The sequence below is a fragment of the Protofrankia sp. Cas3 genome (assembly GCF_963555955.1).
In the GTDB taxonomy this organism is placed as follows: Bacteria; Actinomycetota; Actinomycetes; order Frankiales; family Frankiaceae; genus Protofrankia.
In genome coordinates, this window is record NZ_CAUVXP010000007.1 from 59,540 (window position 1) to 73,063 (window position 13,524).

Consider the following 13,524-nt stretch of genomic DNA (forward strand, 5'->3'; position numbering starts at 1 on the left):
GCGACAGCTGTGGGCCCTCACCCCCGGGGAAGGTGCCCTGTGGTTGGCGTCGACCTTGTCCAGACTGGTCCCGAACAAGTCTCTTCACGCGCTCCGGGTGGCATCTTGCCTGACCGGCTGTCACCCTCGATATCGCGGTGCACAGCGTCGCACGACGAAGGAGGCACGACGGATGCAGGTGGATGATGTGACCACCGAGTTGGTCGTCGATGACGCACCTTCCCGCGGGCGGCTGACCGTGCTGCAGGTGAACTGGCGACGGGCCGACCCGCTTGCTGTGACGTTTGAACTCATCTCCCGACCGGATCATCCCGCCTTGCCGCGTGGCAGCTGGGTGGTGCTGCGGGACGCACTTCGCGCCGGTTTGGACATCCCCACGGGTGGCGGCGACGTGCGGATCACTCCGGAACCCGACCGCGGCTGTGTGCGGCTCGACCTCACGGCCGGTGACGTACATTCCGTCGTCCGGCTGGACATGGATGCCGCGCGGGCGTTCCTCGACGCGACAGAACAGGTGGTTCCTCGGGGTTCGGAACGCTCGGCCGAAGAGCTCGACGCCGTTCTGGCTGATCTCCTCCGTACCTAGGAGACTGCAGACGATGACATGACGGACGAGGCGACCGTGGACGGAGCAAAGCCGACCCTCGGCCCGAGGATCTCCCGGAGAAACAGGCCGGTGTGACTGGCCTCGACCGCGGCGACCACCTCGGGTGATCCTTCGGCAACGACCCGTCCACCACCGGTACCGCCCTCCGGGCCCATGTCGATGACCCAGTCCGCCGTCTTGATGACGTCCAGGTTGTGCTCGATGACGATGACCGTGTTGCCGGCGTCCACGAGGCGTCCGAGAACGCCCAGCAGCTTGCGGATGTCCTCGAAGTGCAGCCCGGTCGTGGGTTCGTCCAGCACGTAGGCGGTGCGCCCGGTGGAGCGCCGCTGGAGTTCGGCGGCGAGTTTGACCCGCTGCGCCTCCCCGCCGGACAGGGTCGGCGCGGGCTGGCCAAGCCGGACGTAGCCCAGCCCGACGTCGTTGAGGGTACGCAGGTGCCGGGCGATCGCCGGGACGGCTGAGAAGAACTCCGCGGCCTCCTCGATCGGCATGTCGAGGACCTCGGCGATGCTCCGGTTCTTGAAATGGACCTCCAGGGTCTCCCGGTTGTACCGGGCACCGTGGCAGATCTCGCACGGTACGTACACGTCCGGTAGAAAGTTCATTTCGATCTTGATCGTGCCGTCTCCGGCGCAGGCCTCGCACCGGCCGCCCTTGACGTTGAAGGAGAACCGCCCGGGAAGATAGCCGCGGACCTTCGCCTCGGTGGTCTCGGCGAACAGGCGTCGGACGTGGTCGAAGACGCCGGTGTAGGTGGCGGGGTTCGACCGCGGGGTGCGACCGATCGCCGACTGGTCGACCCTGACCGCCTTGTCGAGGTGCTCCAGGCCCGTCACGGTGCGGTGTCGGCCCGGCACCTCCCGGGCGCCGTTGAGCTTGTTCGCCAGCACCGCGGCCAGGATGTCGTTGACGAGAGTGGACTTTCCCGAGCCGGAGACGCCCGTGACGGCCACGAAGCAGCCCAGCGGGAAGGAGACCGTCACGTCGCGCAGGTTGTGCTCACGGGCGGCGTGGACGGTCAGCGTGCGGCCCTTGGTCGGCTGCCGCCGAATGTCGGGCACCGGGATCTCGCGGCGACGCGACAGGTAGGCCCCGGTGATCGAGGACTCGTCGGTGAGCAGCGCCTCCACCGGGCCGGACACGACGACCCTGCCGCCGTGTTCGCCGGCCCCCGGCCCGATGTCCACGACCCAGTCGGCGGCGCGGATCGTGTCCTCGTCGTGCTCGACGACGATCAGGGTGTTACCGAGGTCACGCAGCCGGACGAGCGTCTGGATGAGGCGTCGGTTGTCCCGCTGGTGTAGCCCTATCGAGGGCTCGTCGAGGACGTAGAGGACGCCGACCAGCCCCGATCCGATCTGGGTGGCGAGTCTGATCCGCTGCGCCTCCCCGCCGGCCAGCGTGCCGGCGGCACGGTCCAGGGACAGGTAGTCGAGCCCGACGTCGAGCAGGAAGGCGAGCCGCGCGTCGATCTCCTTGAGGACGCGGCCGGCGATCGTCCGCTCCCGTTCGGTGAGCTCGAGCGTGCGCAGGAACTCGGCGCATTCCCCGATGGCCATACCAGCTATCTCGGCGATCGAACGACCGCCCAGGGTCACCGCCAGTGACTCGGGTTTGAGCCGGGCGCCGCGGCAGGTCGGGCACGCGATGTCGCGCATGTAGCCCTCGTAGCGCTCACGGCTGGTCTCCGACTCCGCCTCCCGGTGCCGGCGGCCCAGGAACGCCACGACCCCCTCGAAGGCCGTGAAGTACTCTCGGGACCGGCCGTAGCGGTTGGTGTAGGCGACCTGGACCTCGGTCTCCCCCCGGCCGTACAGGACGGCCTTGCGGGCGCGTTCGGGCAGACCCTCCCAGGGGATGTCCATCCGGAAACCGAGATCTTTGGCGAGGGCCTCCAGCAACCGGGTGAAGTATTCCTTGTTGTGGCCGGCTGACCATGGCGCGACCGCTCCGTCGTTCAGCGACAGGGTCGGGTCGGGGACGACGAGTTCAGGGTCGACCTCCTTGCGCGTGCCCAGGCCGGAACAGTCCGGACAGGCGCCGTACGGGGAGTTGAAGGAGAACGACCGCGGCTCGAGCTCCTCGAACGACAGGTCGTCATACAGACAGGCGAGGTGCTCGGAGTACATCCGCTCACGGTCGGGATCGCCCGCGTCGCGGTCGACGAAGTCGAGCAGCACCAGACCGCTGCCGAGGCCGAGTGCCGTCTCGACGGAGTCGGTCAGCCGCTGCTTCGCCGACGCCTTCACCGCCAGCCGGTCGACCACGACCTCGATCGTGTGTTTGCGTTGTTTCTCCAGCTTGGGCACGTCGGTGAGGGCGACCACGTCACCGTCGACGCGCGCCCGGGCGAACCCCTTGGACTGCAGGTCCGCGAAGAGGTCGACATATTCGCCCTTGCGGCCCCGCACGACCGGGGCGAGCACCTGGAACCGGGTGCCCTCGGGCAGCTCCAGCAGGCGGTCGACGATCTGCTGCGGGGTCTGGCGGGAGATCGGCCGGCCGCACTTCGGGCAGTGTGGCCGGCCCGCCCGCGCGAACATCAGGCGCAGGTAGTCGTACACCTCAGTGATCGTCCCGACCGTCGACCGGGGGTTTCGCGAGGTCGATTTCTGGTCGATGGAGACCGCCGGTGACAGGCCCTCGATGAAGTCGACGTCGGGCTTGTCCATCTGGCCGAGGAACTGGCGGGCGTAGGCCGACAGCGACTCGACGTACCGCCGCTGTCCCTCCGCGAAGATCGTGTCGAAGGCGAGGCTGGACTTCCCCGAGCCAGACAGGCCGGTGAAGACGATCAGGGCGTCCCGCGGCAGGTCGAGGTCGACATTGCACAGGTTGTGCTCTCGCGCGCCGCGAACGACGAGACGGTCGGCCATCGTGGGATCCTTCGCGGTCTGCTCGGGGTGAGGGGGCGTGCCGCGGTCGGGACCGGGATGTCCGCAGCGCCTGCCATGTTACGGACGGGGTCCGACAGCTTCGGGAGGGCTTCTGCCCACCCCCGTTGCCGGATGTCACCTGTCCGCCGTCCCCCACCGCGTTTCAGGACGACAATGAAGGCTGACGGGACCTGCGCACCCAGTGAGGGACGATGGGAAGCACGAACAACAGTGACGACTACACCGGTGCGGTCGTGGTAGGCGGGCCGGCGGATGTCCGGGAGCTGCCCGGACTGACCATCACCAAGGTCGCGGTAGGCCCGATGGACAACAACGCCTACCTGCTGCGCTGTGCCGCAACCGGCGAGCAGCTCCTGATCGACGCCGCGAACGAGGCCGGGACGTTGCTGGGTCTCATCGGCGAGGCTGGGCTCGCGACCGTGGTCACGAGCCACCGCCACGGTGACCATGTGCAGGCCCTGGAGGCGGTGGTCGCGGCCACCGGGGCGCGGACGGTGGCGCACCCCGCCGATGCCGGTGCCATCCCGGTGCCGACGACGACCCTGGTCGGCGACGGCGACCAGGTGACGGTCGGTGAGGCGACGCTGCGAGTGGTCCACCTGGTCGGGCACACGCCCGGATCGATCGCGCTGCTCTACGACGCCGACCCGACGGCCCCGCATCTGTTCACCGGTGATTGCCTCTTCCCCGGTGGCCCCGGCTCGACGTTCGGGGACGCCGAGGCGTTCAACTCCCTCATGGACGACCTCGAGCGGAATGTTTTCGGACGGCTTCCGGATGCCACGTGGATCTACCCCGGGCACGGCAAGGACACGACCCTCGGTGTGGAGCGACCCCATTTCGCCGACTGGCGCGCCCGCGGCTGGTGAGCCCGCCTCGGGCCAGGCTATCGGCGGCGAGTCGTGGCATCGGCGGTTCCCGCCCGCGGGATCTCGACGAGCAGGAGCGCCACATCGTCGTCCAGATGCGCTCCGGCCCAGCGGTGGAGATAGCGTGCCAGCTCGGCCAATGCCGTGTCGAGGTTCGCGGATCCGAGTGCGGCGCGGGCGGCGTCCAGGAGCGGGAAAAACTCGCCGGTGACCGGGTGTCGCGCTTCCGCCAGCCCGTCGGTGTAGAGGAGTAGCCGGTCGCCTGGCAGCAGCGTGACCGCGCGGCGTCCAGCGGCTCCAGCGGCGAGACCGAGAGGCGGCGCTCGGAGCGGGACGGTGAGCAGATGTGCGGTGTCGGAGTGCAGAACGACAGGGTCGGGGTGTCCCGCGTTGGCCAGTGTCAGCTGGCCGTCGTGGATCTGCGCGACGATGGCGGTGACGAAGTCGTCGAGACCACCGACCTCGGCGACTTCTGCGTCGAGGTCGGCTATGACGGCGCTGAGGTCCTGCGTACGACGAGCAACGGTCCGGAAGCAGCCAAGCACCCGGCTGGCGATCCAGACGGCTCCCAGGCCTTTTCCGCGGACGTCACCGACGAGAATGCGGACGCCCCATGGGCTGGCGAGAATGTCGTACAGGTCGCCGCCGACCGCAGCTTCCGCGGTGGCGCTCTCGTAGCGGACAGCGAGCCGCAGGCCATCCAACGTGGGCGGGACCGATGAGAGAATCGTCTGCTGCGCCGTCTGCGCCACCTGCGTGACATTGTGCAGCTTCGTTTCGCGCCGGGTGTGGTAACGGCTCACCATGACGGCGATGACGGCGCCCGCTGTTATGCCGGCCAGGCGGACCAGTTGGGCTAACGGTCCACCGTGGCGGGGTTGGTAGAGGCCGTCGTGAATCCCCAACAGAGCACCGGTCACCACCGCGGCGACCCCATAGACCGCGGTCAGACGAGGGCCCGTCAGCGTGGCGGAGAGCATCGGGCACAGGACCGCCAGCTCAAGGATCGTCCACTCCCGGTCGGCCAACTCCACACCGACGACCACGACGAGCACCATGAGCGGGGCGAGAAGAGGCAGCCATCTCACTGTGCGCGCCTGCGGCTCACGCTCGTTGGCCCGTCGGTCCGGCCGCGTAGGTCGCTCGACCAGCCGCGCGGCTGATGGTCGTAGCTGCACCGCCGTCACCACCTCGGACTGACCACTGCCTTGCGTACCCGGACTGTGCACGCCCAATCACCGGGCCGGCCGGGTAGCCGCGGGTCGACGGTCAGGTCCCGGGCGACAGGCCTATCCCGTCCGGTCGTCCTGACAGCGCATGTAACCCTCCGGCGTGTAGCACGGCAGGTTCCCGTGGGTGTTTATCGCGTCCTGGCCGTTACCCCTCATCAGATAGTGCAGACCGGGGCCCGCGCTGTGAACGAAACGTCCGGTGACGGACCTGAAGCCCGCTGGAGCGACAATGGCCGTTGAGGAACGTCGGGACGACGGAAGTGTTCTGTCGGGGCTTTCGAGGCGGGTATGGGAATCCGCTGAGGCGGTCTCTTACGAAGTTGCCGTCGAGACCGTTGGACGGCTGATCTCCTGGTACAGCGAGAAACCGGTTCCCTGCTCCCGCTCCTACCGGACCCCCTGTTTCCAGCCGCCACCGTGGCTATCCGTGGCGTCCGAACGGGGTAACTCCGGGCGGAAGGGTGTCCCGTGAGAAGTCCGAGACCGCGGGGAGGTTCAACCGGGGCTGTTGTCCGGGTCTCCAGGTGGTGCGGCCCGCAGCCCGTCGCGCAGGATCGCCAGGACGCGCCGTGGGTCCGCGCCCTTGTTGGCGGGGTGGCGCAGGGCGAGTAGTACGCCGCCCACGACGGTCATGAGGTCGGTGATGCCGATGTCGCCGCGTACCGAGCCGTCCTCCTGGGCGCGGGCGAGAATGTGGCCGATCTCGCGCTGAAAGTCGGCGACTGTCGCGGCTACCGTTGTCCGAACCTCGACGCCGGCGCCGGCCAGGGCGTCGACGAGGTCAGCTTTCGCTGTGGCGTCGGCGACGATTCGATCGATGATCGCGAAAAGGGCTGCTCCCGGGTCGTCGGCGCGGCCCAGAGCTCGGGCCTCGTCGAGAAGGCACCGGAGGCGCTCGTGGACAATGGCCTCGAAGAGCACCTCTTTAGTGGGGAAGTGACGGTAAAGGGTGCCCGGACCCACCCCGGCCCGGCGCGCGATCTCGTCCAACGAGACGGACGATCCCTCGGCGGCGAATGCCTGCCTCGCCACCTGCAGGAGTCGGTCCCGGTTGCGGCGGGCGTCGGCGCGCAGGGGCCGGTTCTCCGTCTCCATGTGGGTCTGCCTCCTCACGTCGAGGCTAACCGGGGCGCCGTCTCCGTTTATGATAGCGTAACCGGGGCGCCGTCTCCGTTTGTAGTCCGTGGCCCCGTGCGGAGGGAGCCGTGGCGGCGTCGGCGAAACCCGGCGAACTCCCGGGCGAGCGAGAGGTTGCTTCGGGCCACGGAGGCCATTCCCCTGACTTCCTCGGTGAAGGAGATTTGATGATCGTGCCCAGCCAGGCAACAAAGGCGCGGACGGCTTTCCTCGCGCTGGACTTCGCGACATACATCGTCGAGAACTTCAGCCACGACGGCGCCGTCGTGGAACGGGCGTCGGACGCAATGGCGTCGGCCCGAGCAGCGGGGCTGCCCGTGTTCCATGTCGTCCACGAGGCGATGCGCGATCAGATCCACCCGTTGCTGGCGCCAGTTGGGGACGAGTCCGTGCTGGCCAAGACCACCATGGGAGCGTTCGCCACCACCAATCTGCACGAGCGGTTGCAGGCATCCGGCGTCGGCCGGGTCGTCATCGCCGGGGTGGCGACGTCGGGGTGGCGACGTCGGGGACGGTGCTGTCCACCGCCCGGTGGGCGTACGACATCGGCTACGAGGTCGCCCTCTGCGCCGACGCCTGTGACGACCCCGACCCGCAGGTGCATTCCGCGCTGCTCGACGAGTCCGTCTTCCCGAACAGTTGGATCGGGCTCTGGCGCATTGCCCGCGTGGTGAAGTCGACCGAGATCGGCGATCTTCGATCGTGACCGCGCAATCTCAACCCTCGACTCCTCTGCATCCTTCTCCAAGCGATCTGGGGGTGACCCAGATACGCGTCAAAGAGGTAATGTGTCGATCTTGAGTCCCTGAGCGGCACTGGGCCGTCACCCGTTCGGCCCGGCGTCGTTGGTGATGTTGTTGTCGTCCTGGGCCGGGGTGGGTTGTGACCTCGATCGAGCGGACCGCGTACCCGCGGTCCAAGCGGCTGATCACCGCGCATGAGCTGCATCTGTTCTTCTCGCCTACTCGCGATGAGCTGGAGTGGGCGGCCGAGGCCACGGACGGGGATGAGTATCTGCTGGCCCTGCTGCTGAAGTCCTACCGCGGAGATGACCGCCTCAGTGCGTGACCGTGACGACGATCTTGCCGATCTGGGCGTTGGATTCCATATATCGGTGGGCCGCCACGATCTCTTCCAGATCGAAGGTGCGGTCCACGACGGGCTGGAAGGCACCCGTTCGCAGACCAGAGGCCACGAACGCCTCGGCACGGCGCAGCCGCCGTTCGTCAGTAGTGATCTCAAACAGGGTGTAGGTGCGCATGTTCAACGCCGGCATCATCGCCATCGGATACGGCGTGGGTTCGCCACTCAACAAGCCGTAGATGAACAGAGTGCCATCAGGCGCCAGCACCTTGGCCAGGTCGACCACACCAGGGCCAGCAACCGCATCGAAGACGAACTCGGCACCACGGCCACCGGTTGCGGAGAGTACCCGCTCCACGACGTTCTCCTCCTCGACGGCGATCACCTCGGCCGCGCCTGTCTTGAGCAACCGCTCCTTCTTGGCGCTCGTGCGGGTCGTGACGATCGGAACGGCGCCGACACGGTTTGCCACCTGGATGGCGGCAAGCCCCACACTGCTGGAGGCCGCGGTGAGGACGACGGTGTCACCGGCCCGTATTCCGCCGATCTCCACCAAGGCCCCGTACGCGGTCACATAGGGCATCCACACCGCCGCACCCACAACCGCGTCCACGCCCTCCGGACGCTGCAGCACCGCTGAGGCAGGAACGATGGCCCGCTCGGCGTAGACGCCGTAGTCGTTCTGTGAGAAGGCGGGTACGACACTGATCGCCTGACCGATCTCGAAGCCGGCAACGCCGGCGCCGACGGCCTCGACAACACCCGCGGCCTCATAACCCAGCCGGGCGGGAAACTCCTTGACCGGCTCGATGTAGTAGCCACCCCGGAACATCACCTCGGCCCGGTTGAGGCCGATCGCGTCCACCCGGACACGCAGCTCGCCCGGCCCGGGCTCGCCGACCTCAACGTCCTCCAGCCTCAGTACCTCCGGGCCGCCGACGTCGTGGAACCGCACTGTCCTGGCCATCATGGATCGCCTTTCCGAACACGGGGATGGGGGGCCGGCGCGTGCGCCGCGGCGGCCGTCCCTAGTGAAGCCCATAAGTTCGATGATTGTCAAACTTTGATGGTCACCAAACTTTGATCCGGCTCGTATGATAGGGAAGGCAGCAGAAGGAGGCGCTGGTTGATGGCCGTCGCACGATCCAGCGGGCAGGAGCGCGTTCCACCCCACCCCGACGTGCAGGCGATCACTCTTCAGAAGGTTCTCGAGGCTCTGGTGGACCCGGTGCGCCGCAGCATCGTCTGCCAGCTGTACGCCGCGTCCGGTGACATCAACTGCGGCGCATTCGACCTTCCGGTGGAGAAGTCCACGGCCACCCACCACTTCCGCGTGCTGCGCGAGGCCGGGCTCATCCGCCAGTACTACGTGGGCACCTCTCGGATGAACGCTCTGCGACACGCCGAGATCGACACGGTTTTCCCAGGCTTGCTCGGCGCGCTCGTGACCGCCGGCGACGGAAGCCGCCCAGCGGGGCCCGGCCCTGCTGCTCCGGGACCGGACACGCAGACAGGGCTATGAGGCCGACAGGCCTCGGTGGTGTGTTGTTTGGTTGTTTTTGAAGATCAAATTCGATCAACGCAGAGTCGTCAACACCGTTGATTATCAACGGGTTCAGTCAACCTCTCGTCTAATCCAACAAGCCAAACAATTCAGCGACCCCACGACCAGCTCGCCCAAGACGCCGGCCGACGACACGCCAGACCTAGCCTGACTACTCTCCGTATGAGAGAGAACACATAAAGTGATGCCAGGCGCTCTGGTGGCCCTCGGGGCGGACGAGCGTCCAGTGCAAGCAACTCATTGAGAGAAAGTGAGCAACATCCGTGCGTACTGCGAGAACCGTGCTCGTGGCTGCTGTAGCCACGCTAGTGCTAGGGGTAACCGCCTCCGCTGCAATGGCCGCCCCATCGGTGAACTCAACGACATCTTTCACCGTGTTCAGCGGAGCGTTGGACATCACGGCGCCGGACCCGGTGAACCTGGGATTCGTCCAGCCGGGCGTCGGTGCCGCTCCCTCGTTCGGGTCCGTCAAGGTCACCGATGGGCGCAGCGAGGCCCCCAGCTCGGGGAGCTGGACAGCGCAGGTGTCATCCACGGACTTCGCCAATCCCGTGGCCGGGGCCACAATCCCCGCTTCGAGCATCACCTACGTCGTGCCATTCTGCTCGGTAACGGGTACCACGACCTGCACCCCCACAGCTCCGATTACCTTCACCGGCGTGCCTCAGCCGGTCGTCAACGCCACCACCGCTTCCACCGGCGACACCGCGACCTGGAACCCGCAGCTCCAGTTCACAGTGCCGGCCGGAACGGTCCCGGGCACCTATACCGGGACGGTGACACATTCGGTGTTCTAGTCCCTCCCGCTGGTTGGCTGGATCGGCGGCTGTCACGATGATGTTCCTTGCTGGCCTGGGTGTACCTGCCCGGGCCAGCACGCCGGACCCGGCTCCGGCCAAGGGCACCTTCGGGATTTCGCTGCTGGACGTGCCGACCAGCCGCCGCTCGGACCCCCGCGCGCTGACCGAGATCGTGGACCACCTACCGCCCGGCGCTGTCATCAAACGACGGGTACTGCTCGTCAGTGACCTCCGGGATCGCACGCCGATCGAGGTCTACGTGGGTGCCGCGGCGGTCGGGCAGGGGAGGTTCCGGATTGGGGAGGGGCACGCCGCCGACGAGTTGACCTCCTGGATCACCCTCGATCGCGCCGTCGTGGACATGGATCCCGGCGACAAGGAGCCGGTCGAGGTGACCATCCGGGTGCCGACCGGCGCTTCGACGGGAGAAAGGTATGCAATGGTGTGGGCTTCGTTGTCCACCAAAGGCGATGGCGGTCAGATCGACGTCGTCAACCGGGTTGGCGTCCGCATCTACCTGCATGTCGGACCGGACGCCGAGCCACATTCGCAGTTCACGGTGGACACCGCGGTCCCGACACGCGACGAACATGGCAAGCCCACCGTGACCCTCGGGGTGAACAACACCGGCGGTCGTGCCCTGGACATCAGCGGCACGGTGAACCTTTCCGATGGCCCTGACGGCGCACGCGCCGGACCGTACGCGGTCAGTACGACGACGCTGGCACCGGGCGAAGCGGGCACGGTCACCGCGCAGCTCCCCGGCACACTCGCCGGCGGGCCGTGGCACCTCGAAGCCGACCTGACGAGCGGCACGGTGAAACAACGGGCGACCGGCACCATCGCGTTCGCGGACACGGGTAGGCCCGCCAAGGCGAGCGCGTTGTCCCGCGCTGGCATCAGCCGAACCGCGATTGGGATGTCGCTCGTGGTGGGCCTGGTCACGCTCACCGGGCTTGGACTCATCGTCCGCCGCTTCCGAGGGTGAACGACAACGCCGGCGGCGAGCCTGATACGGCCGCGGCACCCGGTGCGGCAGCAGGTTGCTGGACGGCGCCGAGTGGGCCGCTGGCGCCTTCTCTCGCCGGCTTGGGAGGCGTACCATCACACACGACTCAACATTCGGGATGACCGTCTCATAATATGGGACGTATGGTGGGAGGTCTCTGTGGTGGGTGCCGCGAACGTCTACACGCATGGACATCACGTGTCGGTGCTGAGCGCACACCGGTGGCGCACCGCCGAGAACTCGGCGGCCTACCTACTCCCCTGGCTGGTGCCGGGCATGACAGTGCTCGACGTCGGCGCCGGGCCCGGCACGATCACCGCGGACCTCGCGGCCCGCGTCGCTCCGGGACGGGTGACGGCGCTTGAGGTCAGCGAGGAGGTCCTGGACCTCGCGCGGGCCGAAGCCGCCGCCCGCGGCCAGGACACCATCGACTTCATCGTCGGGGACGTCACCGCGCTCGACCTGCCGAACGACAGCGTCGACGTCGTGCATGCCCATCAGGTCCTCCAGCATGTGGCCGACCCGGTGGGCGCCCTGCGGGAGATGCGCCGGGTCTGCCGGCCCGGCGGGATAGTCGCCGCCCGCGACGGCGACTGCGCGGCGTTCGCCTGGTACCCGCGGCTCCCGGAGTTGGACGAGTGGCTCGCCCTGTTCCAGCAGGCAACCCGCGCCAACGGGGGCGAGCCCGACGCCGGCCGCCACCTGCTGTCCTGGGCCCGCGCCGCCGGGTTCACCGACGTGACGGCGACGGCCAGCACCTGGTGCTTCGCGACCCCGGCGGACCGGGCCTGGTGGGGTGGGATGTGGGCCGAACGCATCGTGGCCTCGGCCGTAGCCGACCAGCTGCTGACATCGGGCCTCGCCCTCGACGACGACCTCGCCCGGATGTCGAGCGCCTGGCGTACCTGGGCGGCATCCCCCGACGGCTGGTTCGCCGTCCTCCACGGCGAGATCCTCTGCAGGCGCTCATGACCTGACATCCGCGTCGAGACGGCTACGTCGCACGTGCCGCGGCTACGGCGGCTGTGATGTGGGCGTCGGCGCTCGGGGTCCGGTTGCTGGTGCCTGGTAACATCACCGTGCACGCGACCGAACCGAGGAGGTGAGACCCATTACCGCTGTATCAGGCTGGGTGCTCGCCTCCCGCACGGCTGTGTGGTTCAGCTGACATAGGTGGCCGTGGGAGCGCCCGCAGGTATTCCGCCCGCAGGCATCCCGAAAGGCAACGAAACCTATGCGCTTCACCTCGACAACGACGTCCAACGGTGTCTCGGAACGTCTGTTCACCCTCGACGACATCCCCGGCGTGCTCTGGTCACCCGCCGAGGCCGTCGGTAGCCGCCCGCTGGCGCTGCTGGGCCATGGCGGCGGCCAGCACAAGAAAGCCCCCGGCCTGCTGGCCCGCGCCCACCGCTACGTGACAGCCTGTGGCTTCGCGGTAGCGGCCATCGACGCGCCCGGACACGGGGCTTGAGACTGGCAGAGTCGCGTATTCGACTGTCATGTATTCGCAAGGTCTCAGCCGTGGACCGTGACTGTCCGTAGAGGTCACGCCTCGGCGCTCCACCGATGTCCGCCTCCCGTGACTGGCTGGTCCGTTGTTCCTCGCGGGCTGAGGTCCAGGAGGCGGACCGGCTGGCCCGCCCACCGATCCGGTGCCGCCGTCGCGATCACCGCACCCTCGGGACGCTCCGCAGTGGGCTCGGCCGCATGGCGGACGTGCGCCGGCGCCCAGCTGGTATCGCGGGCCACCGCGAGCGCGGCCGCCAGGTCCAGCTCCACGATGGTCACCGCAGGCAACGCGGCGATGTGCTCAGCCGTACCCGGCCGGGCCCGATCCGCCTCCACCAGCGCACACGCCGGGGCGTACAGAAAGTGCCCCGGCTCGGTATGGGCAAGGTGAATCAGCTCGGAGGCCAGCCTGTTGCCGTAGCCAGCCGAGACCATCGCCGTGTCATCCAGCACCACGTGCAGCGCCCCGCTCACCGCCCCAACGCCCGCGCCAGCCGACGATCCAACTCCGCGCGAGCCTGCGCGGCCTCCTCCTCCGTCGGGTCGTAACCACTCCACTCCCGCAACACCGCCCGTGCCCGCTCCGCGCGCTCCGCCCGCTCCGCCGGCGTCAGCAGCGTGCTCGCCAACCGCGCCAGGTACGCCCGCAACGACAACCCCTCCGCCGCCGCCACCTGAGCCAGCCGATCCCGCGCCTCCGCCGGAATCCGCACATTCGCATCCGCCACCACGGCCTCCTCTCAGTCCACTCCCCCGCAGGATACGGGTACGCAGACGTACCCCGGAAGATCTCACCTGCCAGCGGAGATGC

General features: G+C 68.1%; 14 protein-coding genes and 2 pseudogenes. 10 read left to right on the plus strand and 6 right to left on the minus strand.

Annotated elements, in window-relative coordinates; all coding sequences use genetic code 11:
• Window positions 1–172: 172 nt before the first annotated feature.
• Window positions 173–586, plus strand: a complete 414-nt coding sequence (locus U9983_RS02815) for an SsgA family sporulation/cell division regulator (protein WP_322749480.1) — start codon at window positions 173–175, stop codon at window positions 584–586.
• On the opposite strand, the gene uvrA is transcribed toward U9983_RS02815, so the two are convergent.
• The gene (uvrA, locus tag U9983_RS02820; protein WP_322752511.1) at window positions 583–3,486 is read right to left on the minus strand and encodes an excinuclease ABC subunit UvrA; all 2,904 of its coding nucleotides are present in this window, start codon (window positions 3,484–3,486) and stop codon (window positions 583–585) included. The two genes, U9983_RS02815 and uvrA, sit on opposite strands and share 4 nt — an antisense overlap.
• 212 nt (window positions 3,487–3,698) lie before the next feature.
• Between uvrA and U9983_RS02825 the strand changes: the two genes are divergently transcribed.
• The gene (locus U9983_RS02825; RefSeq protein WP_322752512.1) at window positions 3,699–4,376 is read left to right on the plus strand and encodes an MBL fold metallo-hydrolase; all 678 of its coding nucleotides are present in this window, start codon (window positions 3,699–3,701) and stop codon (window positions 4,374–4,376) included.
• A gap of 17 nt (window positions 4,377–4,393) precedes the next feature.
• Here U9983_RS02825 and U9983_RS02830 read toward each other — a convergent pair whose 3' ends face one another.
• Together U9983_RS02830 and U9983_RS02835 are read right to left on the minus strand one after the other, a co-directional pair.
• Window positions 4,394–5,464: a PP2C family protein-serine/threonine phosphatase gene (locus tag U9983_RS02830; protein WP_322752513.1), complete on the minus strand. Its 1,071-nt coding sequence runs from the start codon at window positions 5,462–5,464 to the stop codon at window positions 4,394–4,396.
• Between the two features lie 639 nt (window positions 5,465–6,103).
• On the minus strand, window positions 6,104–6,703 hold the full coding sequence (locus U9983_RS02835; RefSeq protein WP_322752514.1) for a helix-turn-helix domain-containing protein: 600 nt from the start codon (window positions 6,701–6,703) through the stop codon (window positions 6,104–6,106).
• Window positions 6,704–6,912: 209 nt separating this feature from the next.
• Between U9983_RS02835 and U9983_RS02840 the strand changes: the two are divergent.
• The 3 genes and pseudogenes from U9983_RS02840 to U9983_RS02850 form a co-directional block, all read left to right on the plus strand.
• Window positions 6,913–7,161 (plus strand): annotated as a pseudogene (locus U9983_RS02840) (cysteine hydrolase); the annotation flags it as partial.
• A 98-nt stretch (window positions 7,162–7,259) separates the two neighbouring features.
• The gene (locus U9983_RS02845) at window positions 7,260–7,451 is read left to right on the plus strand and encodes a hypothetical protein (RefSeq protein ID WP_322752515.1); all 192 of its coding nucleotides are present in this window, start codon (window positions 7,260–7,262) and stop codon (window positions 7,449–7,451) included.
• 176 nt (window positions 7,452–7,627) lie between these two features.
• Window positions 7,628–7,813, plus strand: coding sequence for a hypothetical protein (locus U9983_RS02850; RefSeq protein ID WP_322752516.1), 186 nt, complete (start codon window positions 7,628–7,630; stop codon window positions 7,811–7,813).
• On the opposite strand, the gene U9983_RS02855 is transcribed toward U9983_RS02850, so the two are convergent.
• Window positions 7,803–8,795 (minus strand): zinc-dependent alcohol dehydrogenase family protein, encoded by a 993-nt coding sequence (locus tag U9983_RS02855; RefSeq protein ID WP_416211259.1) that lies wholly within the window; start codon window positions 8,793–8,795, stop codon window positions 7,803–7,805. The genes U9983_RS02850 and U9983_RS02855 overlap by 11 nt on opposite strands.
• Window positions 8,796–8,957: 162 nt before the next feature.
• On the opposite strand from U9983_RS02855, the gene U9983_RS02860 reads away from it, so the two are divergent.
• The 5 genes and pseudogenes from U9983_RS02860 to U9983_RS02880 form a co-directional block, all read left to right on the plus strand.
• Entirely contained in the window at window positions 8,958–9,350 is a 393-nt protein-coding gene (locus U9983_RS02860) for a helix-turn-helix transcriptional regulator (protein WP_322752518.1), read from the plus strand.
• Between the two features lie 392 nt (window positions 9,351–9,742).
• Window positions 9,743–10,189 carry a hypothetical protein gene (locus U9983_RS02865; protein WP_322752519.1) on the plus strand — a complete coding sequence of 149 codons (447 nt, stop codon included), beginning with the start codon at window positions 9,743–9,745 and terminating at the stop codon, window positions 10,187–10,189.
• A gap of 37 nt (window positions 10,190–10,226) precedes the next feature.
• On the plus strand, window positions 10,227–11,180 hold the full coding sequence (locus U9983_RS02870; protein ID WP_322752520.1) for a peptidase: 954 nt from the start codon (window positions 10,227–10,229) through the stop codon (window positions 11,178–11,180).
• A 180-nt stretch (window positions 11,181–11,360) separates the two neighbouring features.
• Complete coding sequence (locus tag U9983_RS02875; protein WP_416211255.1) at window positions 11,361–12,173, plus strand: class I SAM-dependent methyltransferase; 813 nt, start codon at window positions 11,361–11,363, stop codon at window positions 12,171–12,173.
• A 262-nt stretch (window positions 12,174–12,435) separates the two neighbouring features.
• Window positions 12,436–12,669 (plus strand): annotated as a pseudogene (locus tag U9983_RS02880) (alpha/beta hydrolase); the annotation flags it as partial.
• A gap of 80 nt (window positions 12,670–12,749) precedes the next feature.
• On the opposite strand, the gene U9983_RS02885 reads toward U9983_RS02880, so the two are convergent.
• Together U9983_RS02885 and U9983_RS02890 are read right to left on the minus strand one after the other, a co-directional pair.
• The gene (locus U9983_RS02885) at window positions 12,750–13,187 is read right to left on the minus strand and encodes a hypothetical protein (protein WP_322752523.1); all 438 of its coding nucleotides are present in this window, start codon (window positions 13,185–13,187) and stop codon (window positions 12,750–12,752) included.
• Complete coding sequence (locus U9983_RS02890; protein ID WP_322749494.1) at window positions 13,184–13,441, minus strand: hypothetical protein; 258 nt, start codon at window positions 13,439–13,441, stop codon at window positions 13,184–13,186. The genes U9983_RS02885 and U9983_RS02890 overlap by 4 nt, the downstream gene beginning before the upstream one ends.
• Window positions 13,442–13,524: the final 83 nt, after the last annotated feature.

Excerpts from the sequence above, each read along its gene's own strand:
- U9983_RS02815 (WP_322749480.1), top strand. The coding sequence starts at position 173 with ATGCAGGTGGATGATGTGACCACCGAGTTGGTCGTCGATGACGCACCT.
- uvrA (WP_322752511.1), bottom strand. The coding sequence starts at position 3,486 with ATGGCCGACCGTCTCGTCGTTCGCGGCGCGCGAGAGCACAACCTGTGC.
- U9983_RS02825 (WP_322752512.1), top strand. The coding sequence starts at position 3,699 with ATGGGAAGCACGAACAACAGTGACGACTACACCGGTGCGGTCGTGGTA.
- U9983_RS02835 (WP_322752514.1), bottom strand. The coding sequence starts at position 6,703 with ATGGAGACGGAGAACCGGCCCCTGCGCGCCGACGCCCGCCGCAACCGG.
- U9983_RS02855 (WP_416211259.1), bottom strand. The coding sequence starts at position 8,795 with ATGGCCAGGACAGTGCGGTTCCACGACGTCGGCGGCCCGGAGGTACTG.
- U9983_RS02860 (WP_322752518.1), top strand. The coding sequence starts at position 8,958 with ATGGCCGTCGCACGATCCAGCGGGCAGGAGCGCGTTCCACCCCACCCC.
- U9983_RS02870 (WP_322752520.1), top strand. The coding sequence starts at position 10,227 with ATGATGTTCCTTGCTGGCCTGGGTGTACCTGCCCGGGCCAGCACGCCG.